The sequence below is a fragment of the Gemmatimonadota bacterium genome (assembly GCA_026706845.1).
Classification (GTDB): domain Bacteria; phylum Latescibacterota; class UBA2968; order UBA2968; family UBA2968; genus VXRD01.
Map to the genome: position 1 here is coordinate 1 of JAPOXY010000013.1, position 15,649 is coordinate 15,649.

Genomic DNA, 15,649 nt, shown 5'->3' on the forward strand with positions numbered 1-15,649 from the left:
CGCCAAATCCGGCTACGGTGAGGAGTAGATTTCTGCCAGCTTTTTTCATCGGGGGCAAGTGTGCCAGTGTGAGTGCCATTATCAGGGCACCCACCGCAGGTGCCGATCGCAATATTCCGAATCCCTCTGATCCTACCTTCAATATGTCCTGCGCGTAAATCGGCAATAGGTACACGGCTCCGCCCAGGAGTACGGCAAACATGTCCAGTGCCATGACGGATAATAGCAAGCGGTTGTTTTTTAGAAATACCAGCCCGCCCATTAGATTTTGCAGGGGTGAAATCCGCGCTGCGTTTTTATCGCGCTCTATGGGCGGTACGCGCAATCGGGATAGTATCAATAGAAACCATCCCGTACATCCGGCACTTGCGAGGTACGCTGCGGGTACATAGACCGCTGCGATAAGTCCTCCGATCATGGGTCCCACTACCCACGCCATTTGCATCAAGCTCATGCTCCATGCCACGGCATTGGGAAATATCCCGCGCGGTACCAGTTGGGGTACAATTGCTCGCCGTGCAGGTGCACCGAGTACGGTTATTGCGGCATCTACTACGAGTATGGCGTACATCAGGGCAATTGGTCCCTGTTTCCACGATACTGCGGCAAGGCCCAGAGAGGTTGTGGTTGTGCCGGTCAGGCTCAACATCATGACTGTGCGCCGGTTAAAGCGGTCGGCGAGATATCCCGCGGGGAGTGCGAGGATCATTGTCGGCAATGCGATTGCCAGGCCCACCAGGCCGAGCGCGAGTGCTTGCCCGGTGCGGGCGTACATTTCCCATCCTATGGCGGCACTCTGAATTTGCGTGCCGACCAATGCGGCAAACCAGCCCAGCGCGTATAACCGAAATTCCCTGATGCGAAATGCTTCATAGGGATTGTGTTTGGTCAATATGCTTTCGTTTCACTTTTGTTCGCAAGGATGGCTCATAGAGCACACAAGGGTCTAAATCGATCCCATTAGGCCAGGCAACGGTCCTGGTGTGAGTATCTACAAATGCTTGAGCAAAGTAATCTGGGTCTTTTAAGGAGGCCATGAGGCCAACCAGGTCATCGGGATTCAACAGGGTTTCCCGACAAGTGCCGTCCTCAAAGGTTACAATTAGTGTATAAGGCATTCGCGTTTTTACAGAAGCGACCTCGGGAATCTCTTGACCGATGCGAATGATTTCGTCAGAGTCAGACATGACCATCTCCTTTAAGTCAGCGGATCAATAGAAAATGCCGACTGTCCTGCCTGCGTGCGCCGCCAATTTCTCATGAGTTCATCTCGATGGAGAATCGCCCATTCTGTGGCAAGACGATATGCTCTTCTGGGCAATACGCCTCGAATGATTTGCAGAGATTCAATGGCAATTTTTGCCGTATATTCACCATAGCGGACATGAAAATGTGGAACTCCGTGATCGAGAAAGAACATCTCAATCCTGATTCCATAGAATCTACAAATCTCTGGCATATAATATGGCTCGTAAGAAGAAAAGAAAAATAATTTCTTCTCAAGTATAGCCAACTTACACTTGATGTCAAATTGCATCGTTAAAATCTATGTGTTTGTCCTTGACATTTTTTGAAATTAGACTATACATGTGTGCAGTATTTTTCTCATGAAATTGTGTTAAACAATCTCGGGAGTAATACATGCGACGTACTTTTCAATTTGATCAGAATACTCCGCCTCTTTGTCGCCTGGGTCTGGCTACGAGGGGCAATACCCACCTGTCCCCCGCCGATGTCTATTATGCGGTTGAGCGAGGTGTCAATTATCTCAACTGGTGCGGTCGTCCCGATGGTTTGAGTAGCGCTGTTGCGGGTATGGGGGTGGAGCGGGAGGAGATTGTACTGGCATGGCAGCTTAAATCCCGTACTGCTTCAGGTGCCGAACGAGAGCTTGAAGATGCGTTGTGTGAGCTGAATACTGACTATATAGATGTTGTGACTTTTTACTATGTGGAGAGCGAGGGCGAATGGTGCGATATCGCGTCTGAAGGGGGCGCTTATGAAGCTATGGCTCGCGCCCAGGAGCAGGGGAAGGTGCGCTTTCTCGGTCTTACCAGCCACCAGCGCAATATGGCTGCTCGCATTGCTACGGGTGAACTCAGAGCACCTGAACAGGTTGAGTCCCGCCCCTTGGATATGCTTATGCTCCGGTACAATGCCGCCCACCGGGGGGCAGAGGAGGATGTGTTCCCGTTGACCGATCCGATCAGTATTCCGGTGGTTGTTTATACCTGCCTGCGCTGGGGTGCTCTGATGAAGCCCACTCCGGATGATCCTCCCAATTTTATTCCGCCATCCGCAAGAGAGTGGTACCGCTTTGCACTGGCCTATCCTTCTGTTGCCATTGCGATTGCAGCGCCCAATGACCGCGCGGAGCTTGAGCACGATTTTTCACTGTTGGATGATTGGCGGGCACCTGCGCCAGAAGAGAATGAGATGCTTATGGCACACGGAGACCGCGTCTATCAACACGCTGGCCGTTTTCCCTGAGTTTCCATGTTCTACAATTTTCTGACAGTTGCGATTCGCAACGCGATGCGTCACAAGTTCTATGCGTTTATCAGTCTGAGCAGTCTCGCCATTGGATTGACGTGTGCTGTGCTCATTATGCTTTCTATCCGCTATGAGATGAGTTATGACGCCTTTCGCCCCCATGCTGACCGGGTCTATCGAATTATGAAGAAGGATCTAAACGCGCGCGGGCAAGTCGAATGGCGCGGCGCACTATCTTCGGAGATTGCCGTGCATTTGCGCGCTGAGTATCCCGAGGTCGAGGCTGTTGTTCAGTTCCGCCGTATCACGTCCTGGTTCCGCACGGAGGACCGATTGTTTCAACAGCGCCTTTGTCCGGTTGATGGAGATGTTGTGGATTTCTTTGGTCTGGATATTATTCGAGGGGATGCTACTGTGCTCAAACGCCGAGATGCATCTATTGTTTTAACGCAGAGTGTGGCCAACAAGCTCTATGGAAATGCTGATCCCATTGGGCGCACTGTGGAGGTGCAGCGCGAGACCTATCAGCAGGTATTCACGGTTGTTGCCGTGATGAAAGATCGCCCTCCCAATACGCGATTGGAGTTTGATAGTGTGACTTTTTTTGCGTCCGATAACTGGGCTATACGCGCTGCACCGATTTACGTCCGTTTGCGTTCCGATGCCGATGTTGCGGCTCTCGAACGCGCGCTTGCCGCGCATTTTACCTCTGAGTCTCAGGAGGCGACTTATCATCTCCAGGCTTTGCCGCGCATCCATCTGTATTCAAGGATTGATCTGGCGGGTTTTACAGGTGATTCGGGGATGCCATATCGGGATGTCCGCGATCTCTATCCCCTGTCTGTTTTGGGTCTGGGTATTTTGCTTATCGCCTGTATCAATTTTATGAATCTGGCTACTGCGCGGTCAGCTATTCGCGCCCGCGAAATTGGCCTGCGCAAGGTTGTGGGGGCGCGCAGACAGCATATTGTGGGGCAATTTTTGTGCGAGTCTGTGTTGTTTACCGGGGTTGCTCTGCCCGTATCTTTTGGATTGACGGTGTTGCTTCTGCCGCAATTTTCAGGTCTGATGGGTCAACCGCTTGTTTTCAATATTTCTGATCATGTTTTGTGGATTGTGTGCATTGCGTTGATTACAGCTCTGGTTTCGGGGAGTTATCCCGCCTTTTATCTTTCGGCGCAGCAGCCCGTCGATGCACTGAAGGGGCTGCGCAACAGGTTTCCAGGGGATCTCTGGCTACGCAAGGGTCTCGTGGTGGTGCAATTTGCCGTGTCTGCTATTCTCATTGCATCTACGCTCGTGGTCTATCAGCAAATGGATCTGGTCCGCGGTAAATATTTGGGGTTTGATCGCGATCAGATTGTCGTGGTGAAAATTTTTGGTCCCGATGCGGAGCAAGTCCACTTAAATGGTCAATATAACGCGGTCAAACAGCGATTTCTCCAGCATCCCAATATTATCGCGGCGGGTACGAGTTCTGATTTGCCCGGACACAGTTGGCCGAGCCGGCGTTTTGCGTCGGATGTTGAAAGGCCTGACCGAGAAGTTGAAGTGCGTGTTTTTCGGGCGAATGAGAATTTTCTCATGTGTTACAATATTTCAATGCTCGCGGGTCGGAATTTTTCGCAGTCTTATGCCGAGCAGGTGACAGAGAATGCGAGCGCGATGCAGGTGGTGATAAATGAGACTGCTGCAAAGCGTTTCGGTTGGGCAGATCCTTTGGGATATACGCTTATGATTGGGGAGAGACCCGCGCAGGTTATTGGCGTGATGGGAGATTTTCACGTGCGTTCTCTCAGAGAGCCTTTGGGACCTGTGGTTCTGTCTGCGGCGGGTGCGGATTTGAAGTACTTGCATCTCAAGATTAAACCCGATCATATTCGGGAGACAATGGCTTTTGTTGAAGAGACCTGGTCGCATTTTATTCCTACGCGGCCTTTTGAATACTTTTTTATTGACGATTATATCGATTCCAAATACCGACGGGAACAACGCCAGGGGCATATTTTTACGCGGTCTGCAATTGTCGCCATTGTGCTGGCCTGTCTGGGTCTGGCGGGTCTGGCGGCTTTTGCCGCTGAACAGCGTACCCGCGAAATAGGTATTCGCAAGGTGCTGGGTGCTTCGGCATCCCATCTCGTGGTTTTGATCAGCCGGGATTTTGCCAGGCTCGCTGTTTTCGCCAGCACAATGGCGTGTCCGGTTGGATATTTTTTGATGCGGAATTGGTTGCAGAATTTTGCCTATCGCGTAGATCTGGGTTTTTTTCCTTTTGTGGTTAGTGCTCTGGGTGTTGTTGTTGCAACAATCCTCGTGGTTGGATATCAAGTCTATAAAGCCGCCAGTGCAAATCCCGCAGAGGTATTGCGCCGAGAGTAAATAGAGAAAGGGGTCAACATGGATATAAATGGAACTTATCAGGTCGCCGACTTATGCGAAGCCGCAAGTGAGGGCGATGTCGCCAAAATTCGTCAGATTCTCGATGTGCAACCCGATCTGGTCAATGTGCACATGGCCGAAAACAATGAGCATCTCGCCATTCACTACGCGGTTATGAATCAGCACACGGATGCGGTGCGCGTTCTCATGGAGGCGGGTGCAGATCACACGTCGGGTATTTATCCCCATCGCGATGCTACGGACGCGCTTACCATAGCAGATGAACGCGGTCTGGATGATATTGTTCAGATTTTGCGAGAGGAAGACGAGAAACGCAAACTCGCCGCTTGTAAGAATATTACTATTACGGAGGAGAATGACGCGCTTTTTGAGGCTGTTCGAGAGGGGCGGATGATGGAGACAGTGGAAATTCTCTATAAGAATCCCGATTTGATCGATGCCTGCCATCGCAACGGCGGTAGTGTGGTTCACACTGCTGCATCTCTTGGCAATTATCAGCTTGTTCAATATCTGCTCAAGCGCGGTGCGGATATCACCCATCTCACGCCCGAGGGTCAATCGCCTCTCGACGGTGCTGTTCACAATATTCGCGGTCGCAACAGGCCGCTTAACGAGGGGTGTTTGATTTGTGCGGGTATTCTTCTTCAGGCCGGCTGCGAACAATCGCTTGAGTCCGCTGTCGCGCTTGGGGATTTTGGTTTTGTTCGCGAGTATGCAGAACGACACCCCGAACGCTTTCAATCCGATGATAGCGAGCGAGACGGCCTTTTGCAAATCGCTGTGCAAAATGACAATATCGATATGGTGCGTTTGCTGCTGGATCTGGGTCTCGATCCCGATGACAGATATCAACTCCACCACTATGAGACCAAACCGTATTCATGGGGCCAACCGCTGGCTCATGCGGCGGGTCACTCGCAGTATGAGATTGCCGAACTCCTGCTCGCGCGCGGCGCAGATCCCAATGCCAGTATTTACGCGAGTGGCAATCCCATAGCGGCTGCGTACAATAATCGCGACGATAAGATGAAGGGGTTATTGTTTAGATACGGTGGGGTTTTGGATCATATTACTGCTGGGCTTGAAGGCGAGACGTCTGCCGCTGCGGTTGCGCTTCACAATGATTCTTCTCTTGCGGAGAGGCTTTTGTGGGCTGCGGGCTGTGGGGGCGATCCCAATATTGTGGGGATGTGTTTGCGTCAACTCGAGTGGGATGCCGATGACGGTCGCTGGTTTGGCTTGCTGGAGCAACCAATTCGCCTGTGGCGCACGCACCCTCATCGCAAGTTCCGGGATTTTGATCGCAGGGTCTATCCCGAGATTTTTCGCATGATTCTCGATCACGGCGTCAGCCCCAATCTGGTCGGGCGTTTCGGGTATCGCCTTGCGCATCACATGGCGGCGTGCGGTGTTGTGTGGGGAGAGGTGATTATGACCGAAGCTGAGCGTGTCGCCTTTGCGACAATTCTGCTCGACTATGGTGCAGATCTCGATGTGCTGGATGAGCTTTTGCAGTCTTCACCGCTTGGTTGGGCTGTGCGATGGGGTAAATACGATCTCGCGCGTCTCTATCTCGAGCGCGGTGCCGATCCCACACTGGCGGGTGCTGATTGGGCAACACCTCTCGCCTGGGCAGAGAAAAAAGGGTATGGAGATATTGCCGATCTCATCAAACGGTATCTTTGAAAATGAATATCGTCGAAAACGCCATCGGAAATGCTTTGCGGTGGCGTTTTCTTTTTGTACCATGCAGATCAGAGGATTAATTTAGCCATCCATGAGACAAAAAGGAGATAGAGCATGGTTCGCACATTGATTGGCAGTCGGTATTCAGAGGATGTTGAGGCGTTGTTAGAAGGTGCGCCTTCTGAGGTTGAGGTGATTTTTTTGCCGGAGGGGGAAAAGCAGGCTGATTATCTACCGGGTATGGAAGTGCTTTTTGGACGGCTTTCCGAATCCGATTTTGATTATGCAGATGCGTTGAAATGGGTTCAGCAGCCCCATGCGGGTGCCGAAGGGCATTTGTATGAAAAATTTAAGAATAGCGATATTGTGTTGACCAATGCGGGGGGATTGTTCGGTCCCCAGATTGCAGAGCATGGGTTTGCACTTTTGCTGGCGTTGACGCGGCAGATTCACACGCAGTTGGCGTTTATGAAGCGCAAGCACTGGGAGCGCGTGCCGTGTTTGGAACTGGCGGGTATGACGATGGGTATTATTGGTTTGGGGGGTATTGGACGGGCGATTGCAGACCGCGCAAAGGCGTTTGAGTTTCGGGTTATTGCTGTCGATCCAGAGGATATGGATTGTCCCGATTCTGTGGATCGGCTGGAAAAGATGGATTATTTACCCGAACTTATGTCGCAGTCCAATGTGGTTATGGTGTGTTGTCCCAGTACGGCTGAAACGCATAAGATGCTGTCTGGTGACATGTTTGGCCGGTTGATGGAGGGGAGTTTGCTCGTCAATGTGAGTCGGGGAAAGGTGGTGGATGAGGAGGCTATGATTGCGGCGTTGCGGTCGGGTAAACTGGCGGGTATTGGGCTGGATGTGACTTATACGGAACCCTGTCCGGAAGATAGTCCGCTGTGGACCGAACCCAATGTGATTTTGACATCGCATAGCGCGGGGTCTTCGCAACATATTCGGAGGCGTGCTATGGTGCGGTTTGTGGATAATCTGCACAGGTATGTACGGGGTGAGGCGCTGCAGAATGTGGTGGATAAGGTGAAGGGGTATTAGGGGCTGGCAATACTACTTACTCCCCCAAAAACGATGCTTTCCAGAGGTTTGCAAAGTGGCGTTTTACCCATTTTAATGGTTTTTGAGCGAGTGCGTTAAACCCACCCCACGTCCACCGCGTGGGGTGGGTTTTTTTTGTTATTTGCTGGAATAGTTCTCGGCGGTCTGCGTCCAACCAGTTGAGTGTGTCAGACAGATAGATCAATTCGCGCTCGTATTCCAGGGATACCATTGCCTTCATGTGTGCATCGACTTTGTCGGTTTCTTGTAATCTGGTTTTTGGGCATACGGTGTATCGCTCTGTAGATAAGAAGGAAGATATCCACTGCCAGGGTACCTGGTCGCGTGCGGATTCAGCCGTGGCGTTGACCTGTGATACCTGGTTCAAAATACCATAGGTGCGACAGGTCAGGGGACGCGCCGGATGGATTGAGCAGCCGCCTTCATGTGTCAAGAACGGACAGCGGCGCGGGCGTTCTTCGACTGTGTTTAGCAATTCACGCTGTTTTTGGGGGTCAAAGTGCGAGCGTACATAATCTATGATGTTGATGTATTCGACGGCGTAGAGCGGATACATGGTTGCAAAATCATCGTCGTATTCGGCATCTGTCAGTTCGCAACAGCTTCCCGGTGCATCGCAACCTGTGCACGATACAGCGGGGACCTGTGCGTACACTGCGTTTAGGCGAGCGCGGGTTTCTTCGGGTAAAATTGGCGATGCGATTTGTAGTAGAGAATCACTCACTTTTTGCGCCTTTAAGAGATGTCGATATTGTAAAATGCGTTTCGCCCGGGATAGATAGCGGTGTCGCCCAATTCTTCTTCGATGCGCAGCAATTGGTTGTATTTTGCAATGCGGTCCGAACGCGATGCCGATCCCGTTTTGATCTGTCCGGCATTGGTTCCCACGGCAATATCGGCAATGGTCGTGTCTTCGGTTTCTCCCGAGCGATGCGAGATGACGGCTGTATATCCCGCGCGTTTGGCCGTTTCTATGGCTTCCAGTGTCTCGGTCAGGGTTCCGATTTGGTTGACTTTGATGAGTATGGAATTGCCCACCTTTTCTGAAATTCCGCGTTTTAAGCGCGCTGTGTTGGTGACAAATAGATCATCGCCAACCAGTTGAACGCGGTCGCCCAATTCGGCTGTTAGTGTGGCCCATCCAGTCCAATCGTCTTCGTCCAAACCGTCTTCGATGGAGATAATGGGGTACCGGCTCGTCCAGTCTTTCCAAAAGGCGGTCATTTCTGTTGAGGATCGTTTGGATCCGTCCGACTTTTTGAATACGTAGTGCTCGCCGTCGTAAAATTCACTCGATGCGGGGTCCAGTGCCAGCAAGATATCGTCGCCCAGCACATAGCCGGCATTTTTAATTGCCTCGGCAATGACTTCGAGAGCTTCGTCATTGGAACCCAAACTCGGCGCAAATCCTCCTTCGTCTCCTACGCCCGTGCTATAACCCGCTTTTTTGAGTACGTCGCGCAATGCGTGAAAAATTTCAGCACCTGCGCGCAAGCCCTCGGCAAAATTTTCAGCACCTGCGGGCATGACCATAAATTCTTGCAGGTCAACACTGCTGTCGGCATGCGCACCACCGTTCAAAATATTCATCATTGGTACGGGCAATTGACACGCCGAAGCTCCGCCGATATAGCGATAGAGGGGCGTGCCATAAGCTGCAGCAGCGGCTTTGGCCGCCGCGAGAGAAACGCCCAGTATGCCATTTGCGCCGATTGCGCCTTTGTTGGGTGTGCCATCGACATCGCGCATGACCTGATCGATTTTTATCTGATCCGATGGGTCAAGGCCAACAACGGCTCTGGCAATTTTATCATTGACATTTTGAACAGCTTTTTTCACGCCTTTGCCCAAATAGCGCGTTTGTCCATCGCGCATTTCCACAGCTTCGTGTACGCCTGTTGAAGCCCCCGAGGGTACGGCTGCGCGGCCGATAATGCCAGAACTCAGGCGCACATCAGCTTCGACAGTTGGATTTCCCCTCGAGTCCAATATTTCACGGGCGTGAACCGCCTCAATCTTCGTCATATCCCGACTTCCTCCTCTGGTGTTGGTGGTTGTGATGCATTTTTCATTTTCATCAGTGTCGTGCGTATTTTTCGCAGGTCGGTCATCGCATGTTGCATGCGGTGAGACATAATTTGTGCCAGACGGCAGAGAATTTTGAATCCCATTCGGGGATGCGTGTTTATCAAATCGATCAGATCAGTGCGGAAGAATCCGACCAGTTCACTCTGTTCGGCTGACAGAATAGAGGTCGCAGGCTGCGTATCGCCCAATGGCACGATTTCGCCTACCAATTCGCCTGCTCTCAGGGTGTCGAGTATGGTCTGTTCGCCATTGGAGCGACGTTGAATGACGTGTACGACGCCGGACACGACGACAAATAAACCCGATTGCGGTGTTGGGATCATTTCACCAGGGACAAAGCGCCTGCGATGCACAATGCGTTCAATGGTGTGCAATTCCTGCCGGGTCAATGTATCGAATAGGGCGAGCCGGGCGAGAATATCCGGTAAATTTTCTTGCTTATTGCCGCGCAGCGTCATGTTGCCCCATTCGGGATCCTGGAAATTCGGAGACTTATTCTCCATTTTTTAGACCTTTCCCCGTCCGCCAGAAATAAATTTGGCGAGTTGTCGATGGAGATGGGCGCGCACTTCTGGGTTGTCTGGATCCAATGCAATGGCCTGGCGGATGATGAAGATGGCGCGCTCGGTGTTGCCTATCTGGTAATGCAATTCGGCCAGTGTGTCCAGGTAGGATGGGGTGTGTGGGCGCAGGCGCAAAGACCGCCGCGATAAGCGAATGCCTTCGCGCAGGTGTATTCCCTGGATGGCGTATATCCAGGCGAGATTGTTCAGGCTGCTGTCGTCGAGGGGGTTGAGTTCCAGTGCTTTTTTGTAGTATTCTTCGGCGCGCTCATAGTTTTTGCGCTCGTAATAGACATTGCCCAACTCGCCGTGCGTGCGTGCTTGTATTTCTGTTTCATTGTCGTTTTTTGGTTCAATATTCAGCACCTGTACATAAGCTTCTTCGGCGCGCTCGGGCCATTTTAATACCATATAAAGGCCGCCCAGTTGAAAATGTGCCCACATCGCTTTTGGCCATTGTTCGACAACGGTTTCCAATAGGGATTGCGCTTCGCTCAACTGGTCGTGGGCCAGATAGAGGCTGACGAGGTCTCGGTAAGATTCTCGGTGCGCGGGCACCTGCAATACGGCTTTTTCCAACCACGCGATAGCGGCTTCTGGTCTCTCAAGTGCTTCGTTGACGACCGCGAGGTCTCGGTACAAAATTAGATAATTGGGCGCCAAGCCGAGCGCAGTTTCAAATTCGGTTCTCGCTGCGTCGTATTGACTGCGCCTCAAATATGCTCTGCCCAACCACCGCCGCAAAACCGCGTCTTCGGGGCAAATATCCACTGCAGCCTGAAATATCGCCAGCGCTGTTTCGCGGTCGCCGTTTGCCTCAAGAGCAATGGCACGGTCCAAATGGCGATACGCCCGATACTCTGCACAGCCAGACAAGAGCGTGATGGATGCGAGCAAGCAAAAGAGAATTGTACGCGTGTTATCCATGGATCCACTCCTCCCACGGAAGTATAGAAATCGCGACAGGGGTTGTCAAGGTGCAAAGGTGTTTTCCCTTGACGCATATAGGCGGGCGGGTATAATTAGGCGAATAAATATCTGTTCACTTTTTTTTATGAGGTCTTTCATGTCGCGTATCTACTTTGTTCTTGTTTTTTTGTTTTGTATCTCTTGTGGGACGCCGCAGGAGGGTATGCAGACGCAGAATTTGATTGTTGCAACGGCCACGCCTGGCGGTACGTATTATCCGGTGGGTGTTGCGCTGAGTACGACGATTACACAGAAGCTACAGCCCCAAATTGTGGCAGCAGCTATCAATTCTGCGGGGTCGGCCGAGAATATTCAGATGCTGGTCAATCGCGAGGCACATCTGGCGATTTTGCAGGGTTTGTACGGCGCAATGGCTTATCGCGGAGAGGGGACTTATCAGGGGCAAGCAGTTGGAGAACTTCGATCTATTACTCTGCTATGGGAGAATGTCGAGCATTTTCTGCTTCGGGCTTCTGATGCCAAAACAGGTACTGTTGAGGACTTGAGAAAACTCGGTCGCAAATACGTTATTGGCAAACGCGGCAGTGGTACAGAAGGCGCGACTCGGACTATTCTCGCAGCGCTTAATATTTCTCCGGATGAGGATTTTACGTCTGAATATCTGGGTTATAGTCCGTCTGCTCAGGCTATGATTGACGGTCGCATTGCTGGGGCGACGCTTTCGGCTGGTCCGCCCGTGGCTGCTGTGACGCAGGCTTTTGCCCAGCTCGGTGCGGACGGAGTTTCTGTGCTTGCTTTTAGCGATGATCATCTCATGGCGATACAAAATGCGTTTCCCGTGTGGACGCGCTATATTATTCCGGCCAATACGTATCCCGGGCAGTCCGAAGCGATTGAGACGATTGCACAACCCAATTTTTTGGCGTGCAGGGCAGATTTGCCCGAGGATGTGATCTATGAGATTACAAAAACTATTTATGAAAATTTAGCGGAGATTCAAAATATCCACAAGGCCACGCTCGCAATGTCTCTCGAGAAGGCGACGATGGGTCTGGCTGTTCCCCTGCATGCGGGTGCCGCGCGCTATTATAGCGAGAAGGGTATCGATATTTCGCCGTCTCTGATAGGGGAATAGGTTTGAATTCCGAATTTGAACAGGGCGGCGAAGTGAGTACACCGCATCGCGTGCTTACTGGCAGGCATCAGGTGCTGGTCGTTGTTGTGGGGGTCTGCCTGTCTCTGTTTCACCTGTGGAGCAATACGCTGGGCGTTTTGCCCGAATTGCAGCGCAATGCCACCCATTATGCCTTCATTCTTTTTTTGGGATATCTGCTTTATCCCGTCTCTTCGCGCTATGCCTCGCGCACGCTAATTCTCGATTATTTTTTCGCCATTCTCTCTCTCGTCGTCGCCCTTTATCTCGTGTTTTTTGAGGATGCGCTGCACGCCCGCAACGAGGTGCCGAATACGGCTGATCTCATTTTTGCGGGTATCGCGATTCTCCTTTTGCTCGAGATTACCCGTCGTACGACAGGTTTTTTCATTCCGCTGCTCGCGCTTGTATTTCTCACTTACGCGCTTTTTTGGGGGCGGTATATTTCGGGTATATGGGCGTTTCCCGGTGTGTCATTTCCGCGCTTGTTATATCGCATGTATTTTGCGCCCGATGGTATTTTTGGTACGATTGCGACTATTTCATCTACTTTTGTCGCGCTTTTTGTGCTTTTTGGCGCGTTTCTCCTGCGTTCGGGTGCGGGCGATTTTATGATTCGTCTGGCGCTCGCGCTGCTCGGGCGCACAGTGGGCGGACCGGCAAAGATGGCGGTTTTTGCCAGTGGGATGCTCGGTTCAATTTCGGGGAGTGCTGTGGCAAATACGGTGGGGTCGGGTTCGCTTACTATTCCGATGATGAAGCGCACGGGTTTTTCGCCTACGTTTTCAGGCGCGGTCGAGGCGGCGGCATCTACGGGTGGTCAACTCATGCCGCCGATTATGGGTGCGGGTGCGTTTATTATGAGTCAGTGGACGCAAATTCCCTATCTGACCATTGTCGCCGTGTCTTTCATCCCGGCGCTTATCTATTTTCTCAGTGTTACTTTTTTTATTCATTTTCGCGCGCGAAAACGGGGAATTGTGCCTTTGTCCGCTTCGGAAGTCCCGGATATCCGCGCTACGATCCGAGAAGGCTGGCATTTTGCGATTCCTATTGTGGTGCTCGTGGGCACACTGATCTACGGTTTTACACCCACGTTTGCCGCGGCAACGGGAACCGCGAGTATTGTTGTTGCGAGCTGGCTGAATAAGAATACGCGCATGAATATCCGCGATATTGTCGATGCACTTGCGCTGGGTGCTCACAATATGATTACGACCGGGATTATTCTTTTGTGTGCTGGTATTATTGTGGGTGTGGTGCTGATGGTTGGCGTTGGGATTAAATTTTCTTTGCTCATTTCGGCGATTGCCGGAAGCAGTGTGTTCATTACTGTTGTGCTCATTGCCATCGCGTCTCTGATTCTGGGCATGGGCTTGCCGGTGACGGCATCTTATATCGTGCTGGCAGTGCTGGCTGCGCCTGCGCTGACCAATCTGGGCGTTAGTCTGATTGCGGCGCATTTGCTGATTTTCTGGTATTCACAAGATGCCAATGTCACGCCGCCGGTTTGTCTGGCTGCGTATTCCGCTGCGGGTATTGCGGGGGCAAATCCGCTGCGTACGGGTTTTGAGTCGTGGCGCATTGCCAAGGGTATTTATTTTATTCCTCTGCTTTTTTGCTATACGCCTATTCTTTTTGAAGGGGAGACCTGGCGCGTTATTGAGACTGTGATAGCTACGCTTCTGGGTCTGCTGTCTTTTGCGGCGGCTTCTGAGGGTTTTCACATGGTGTCGCTGGGTGTTCTATACCGCGTCTTGTTCCTGGCGGCAGCGGTGCTGTTGCTTTGGCCTTTGCTGGTATGTCATGCTGTTGGAGTGGCGATTTTTCTCGTTCTGATTTTGTTACAAAGACATGCCGCTACATAAGATCATCTGAGTCGGCCAGTTGCACTGTCAGTTTGGTCAACGCATGGGTGAGGCGTACAATTTTTTGCAGATCGATTGCACGGGGCCAGCGGTCGGCGGGATGATGGAAGAGGCGATTGCGACCTGTGATGGAAATATATTGCCCGCCGCCGTCGTAGATATTCCGCGCTTCGCCGCCAGGGCGCGTGCCAACAGGTGTAAAGTCTATTGCAGAAACGCTGGTTTCCGAAATGGCTCGATGGGTCAATTGTGCCATTTCCTCGCGCGATGCTTGAAGTTTTATGGGACAGTTTGCTGCCGCAAAATTCGCGCCCAGATGAATCCAGATGTGCGCCGCTTTGATCAGTGGGCGGTGGTGAGAGAGGAAGAAATCCAATCCCAGATGTCCCAATTCGTGGCCCGTGCTTGCGACAAACCACACGTCTCGTTGTGGCTGTTTTTCAGAGAAGGCGCGGATCATTTCGAGCCAACAGGCTATTCCGCCTCCGCGTTCCGATACACATTGCCACCAGCCACTTCGCGGGGTGATGACTACGAGCGGAGGTAGGGATGAATTTTTGCCCTGTATTCGCGTTTCAACATTCAGTGCTTGGACTTCTGTGCGCGCTGCCTGGGCAATTACGCGCGCTTCTTTGTTAGCAGATATGGCTTCTGCGATGCGCTTTTCGGCACTGTCTGGCACCTGTAATACGGGCGGTCCAAAAGGTGTTGTAAAATTTTCTGCATTGGTCGGTGTCAATCCGCGCACGTCTTCGGGGTGGGTTCGTTTGCATATCGCGATCATGGCTTTGATTTTGTCCCGCCTCCGCGCCTGGACAAGTTGGGGTTTGTCCCATCCCCGATTGGTCAGGTGGTGTCCCACTACTATGGGTGCGTTATTTTCTGGACCACCCATCTGCCCCCTTATGCCATTTTTGTCTGTAAATGTGCCGTCAAAAAAGGGTATGCCCTGGATTGTGTGGTTGCCAATTTGAAGCTCGGATAGTATTGGATCAACGCGCAAATGCCGAAATTTTGTCAGTAGAGGTTTTTGGCCCACTGTTTTTATTTGTTCGGCCAAATAGTGTGCATTTTCCGTATCTCCTGTTGTTCCTGTTCGGTGAATGCCCTGCTGATCGTAGGCCTCTAAAATTGTAGCGACTCGTTGTCCAAGAGATTTGTTTTTAGACATTTTGTTCCTCCGCAACTCTTTTGGCTAACCATTACAGTACAAAATGATTATTATACGCGATCACAATAGAATTTCAAAGGTTATCCGTATTTATCCGTGAGCCAGCCACTACCTGAGGAGATATGTCATGTCTAATCATAGCTATATTCGTTGTGTGCTGTGTGTGTCCTGGATATTGATTTTTGGGATAAGAACGCATGCGAGTGAAATCGATTCTCTG

General features: G+C 51.5%; 14 protein-coding genes. 6 read left to right on the forward strand and 8 right to left on the reverse strand.

Annotation, left to right across the window (positions count from 1 at the left end; translation table 11 throughout):
* The 3 genes from OXG87_01235 to OXG87_01245 all read right to left on the reverse strand — a co-directional run.
* On the reverse strand, positions 1-892 hold an 892-nt coding region (locus OXG87_01235; GenBank protein MCY3868145.1), incomplete at its 3' end, for an MFS transporter.
* Positions 870-1,187: a DUF2442 domain-containing protein gene (locus tag OXG87_01240; protein MCY3868146.1), complete on the reverse strand. Its 318-nt coding sequence runs from the start codon at positions 1,185-1,187 to the stop codon at positions 870-872. The genes OXG87_01240 and OXG87_01235, both read right to left, overlap by 23 nt.
* 11 nt (positions 1,188-1,198) lie before the next feature.
* Entirely contained in the window at positions 1,199-1,459 is a 261-nt protein-coding gene (locus OXG87_01245) for a DUF4160 domain-containing protein (GenBank protein MCY3868147.1), read from the reverse strand.
* A gap of 182 nt (positions 1,460-1,641) precedes the next feature.
* Between OXG87_01245 and OXG87_01250 the strand changes: the two genes are divergently transcribed.
* The 4 genes from OXG87_01250 to OXG87_01265 all read left to right on the forward strand — a co-directional run bounded on the left by OXG87_01250 (position 1,642) and on the right by OXG87_01265 (position 7,635).
* On the forward strand, positions 1,642-2,490 hold the full coding sequence (locus OXG87_01250; protein ID MCY3868148.1) for an aldo/keto reductase: 849 nt from the start codon (positions 1,642-1,644) through the stop codon (positions 2,488-2,490).
* A gap of 6 nt (positions 2,491-2,496) precedes the next feature.
* Complete coding sequence (locus OXG87_01255; GenBank protein ID MCY3868149.1) at positions 2,497-4,872, forward strand: ABC transporter permease; 2,376 nt, start codon at positions 2,497-2,499, stop codon at positions 4,870-4,872.
* An 18-nt stretch (positions 4,873-4,890) separates the two neighbouring features.
* The gene (locus OXG87_01260; protein ID MCY3868150.1) at positions 4,891-6,579 is read left to right on the forward strand and encodes an ankyrin repeat domain-containing protein; all 1,689 of its coding nucleotides are present in this window, start codon (positions 4,891-4,893) and stop codon (positions 6,577-6,579) included.
* A gap of 114 nt (positions 6,580-6,693) precedes the next feature.
* On the forward strand, positions 6,694-7,635 hold the full coding sequence (locus tag OXG87_01265; GenBank protein ID MCY3868151.1) for a D-2-hydroxyacid dehydrogenase: 942 nt from the start codon (positions 6,694-6,696) through the stop codon (positions 7,633-7,635).
* Between the two features lie 16 nt (positions 7,636-7,651).
* On the opposite strand, the gene OXG87_01270 is transcribed toward OXG87_01265, so the two are convergent.
* Genes OXG87_01270 through OXG87_01285 form a run of 4 tightly spaced genes read right to left on the reverse strand, consistent with a single transcriptional unit; the run spans position 7,652 to position 11,234 of the window.
* Entirely contained in the window at positions 7,652-8,380 is a 729-nt protein-coding gene (locus OXG87_01270; GenBank protein MCY3868152.1) for a YkgJ family cysteine cluster protein, read from the reverse strand.
* Between the two features lie 11 nt (positions 8,381-8,391).
* Positions 8,392-9,681 (reverse strand): phosphopyruvate hydratase, encoded by a 1,290-nt coding sequence (eno, locus tag OXG87_01275; GenBank protein MCY3868153.1) that lies wholly within the window; start codon positions 9,679-9,681, stop codon positions 8,392-8,394.
* A complete protein-coding gene (locus OXG87_01280; protein MCY3868154.1) occupies positions 9,678-10,247 on the reverse strand; it encodes a cyclic nucleotide-binding domain-containing protein in 570 nt (189 codons plus the stop codon). The genes eno and OXG87_01280 overlap by 4 nt, the downstream gene beginning before the upstream one ends.
* A gap of 3 nt (positions 10,248-10,250) precedes the next feature.
* Positions 10,251-11,234 (reverse strand): tetratricopeptide repeat protein, encoded by a 984-nt coding sequence (locus tag OXG87_01285; GenBank protein ID MCY3868155.1) that lies wholly within the window; start codon positions 11,232-11,234, stop codon positions 10,251-10,253.
* 139 nt (positions 11,235-11,373) lie between these two features.
* Between OXG87_01285 and OXG87_01290 the strand changes: the two genes are divergently transcribed.
* Both OXG87_01290 and OXG87_01295 read left to right on the forward strand, forming a co-directional pair.
* Entirely contained in the window at positions 11,374-12,372 is a 999-nt protein-coding gene (locus OXG87_01290) for a TAXI family TRAP transporter solute-binding subunit (GenBank protein ID MCY3868156.1), read from the forward strand.
* Between the two features lie 2 nt (positions 12,373-12,374).
* On the forward strand, positions 12,375-14,258 hold the full coding sequence (locus tag OXG87_01295; protein ID MCY3868157.1) for a TRAP transporter permease: 1,884 nt from the start codon (positions 12,375-12,377) through the stop codon (positions 14,256-14,258).
* Here the strand turns inward: OXG87_01295 and OXG87_01300 are convergent.
* Positions 14,251-15,429 carry a hypothetical protein gene (locus OXG87_01300; protein MCY3868158.1) on the reverse strand — a complete coding sequence of 393 codons (1,179 nt, stop codon included), beginning with the start codon at positions 15,427-15,429 and terminating at the stop codon, positions 14,251-14,253. The genes OXG87_01295 and OXG87_01300 overlap by 8 nt on opposite strands.
* Positions 15,430-15,649 lie beyond the last annotated feature (220 nt).

Excerpts from the sequence above, each read along its gene's own strand:
- OXG87_01240 (MCY3868146.1), bottom strand. The coding sequence starts at position 1,187 with ATGTCTGACTCTGACGAAATCATTCGCATCGGTCAAGAGATTCCCGAG.
- OXG87_01245 (MCY3868147.1), bottom strand. The coding sequence starts at position 1,459 with ATGCCAGAGATTTGTAGATTCTATGGAATCAGGATTGAGATGTTCTTT.
- OXG87_01250 (MCY3868148.1), top strand. The coding sequence starts at position 1,642 with ATGCGACGTACTTTTCAATTTGATCAGAATACTCCGCCTCTTTGTCGC.
- OXG87_01255 (MCY3868149.1), top strand. The coding sequence starts at position 2,497 with ATGTTCTACAATTTTCTGACAGTTGCGATTCGCAACGCGATGCGTCAC.
- OXG87_01260 (MCY3868150.1), top strand. The coding sequence starts at position 4,891 with ATGGATATAAATGGAACTTATCAGGTCGCCGACTTATGCGAAGCCGCA.
- OXG87_01265 (MCY3868151.1), top strand. The coding sequence starts at position 6,694 with ATGGTTCGCACATTGATTGGCAGTCGGTATTCAGAGGATGTTGAGGCG.
- eno (MCY3868153.1), bottom strand. The coding sequence starts at position 9,681 with ATGACGAAGATTGAGGCGGTTCACGCCCGTGAAATATTGGACTCGAGG.
- OXG87_01280 (MCY3868154.1), bottom strand. The coding sequence starts at position 10,247 with ATGGAGAATAAGTCTCCGAATTTCCAGGATCCCGAATGGGGCAACATG.
- OXG87_01285 (MCY3868155.1), bottom strand. The coding sequence starts at position 11,234 with ATGGATAACACGCGTACAATTCTCTTTTGCTTGCTCGCATCCATCACG.
- OXG87_01290 (MCY3868156.1), top strand. The coding sequence starts at position 11,374 with ATGTCGCGTATCTACTTTGTTCTTGTTTTTTTGTTTTGTATCTCTTGT.
- OXG87_01300 (MCY3868158.1), bottom strand. The coding sequence starts at position 15,429 with ATGTCTAAAAACAAATCTCTTGGACAACGAGTCGCTACAATTTTAGAG.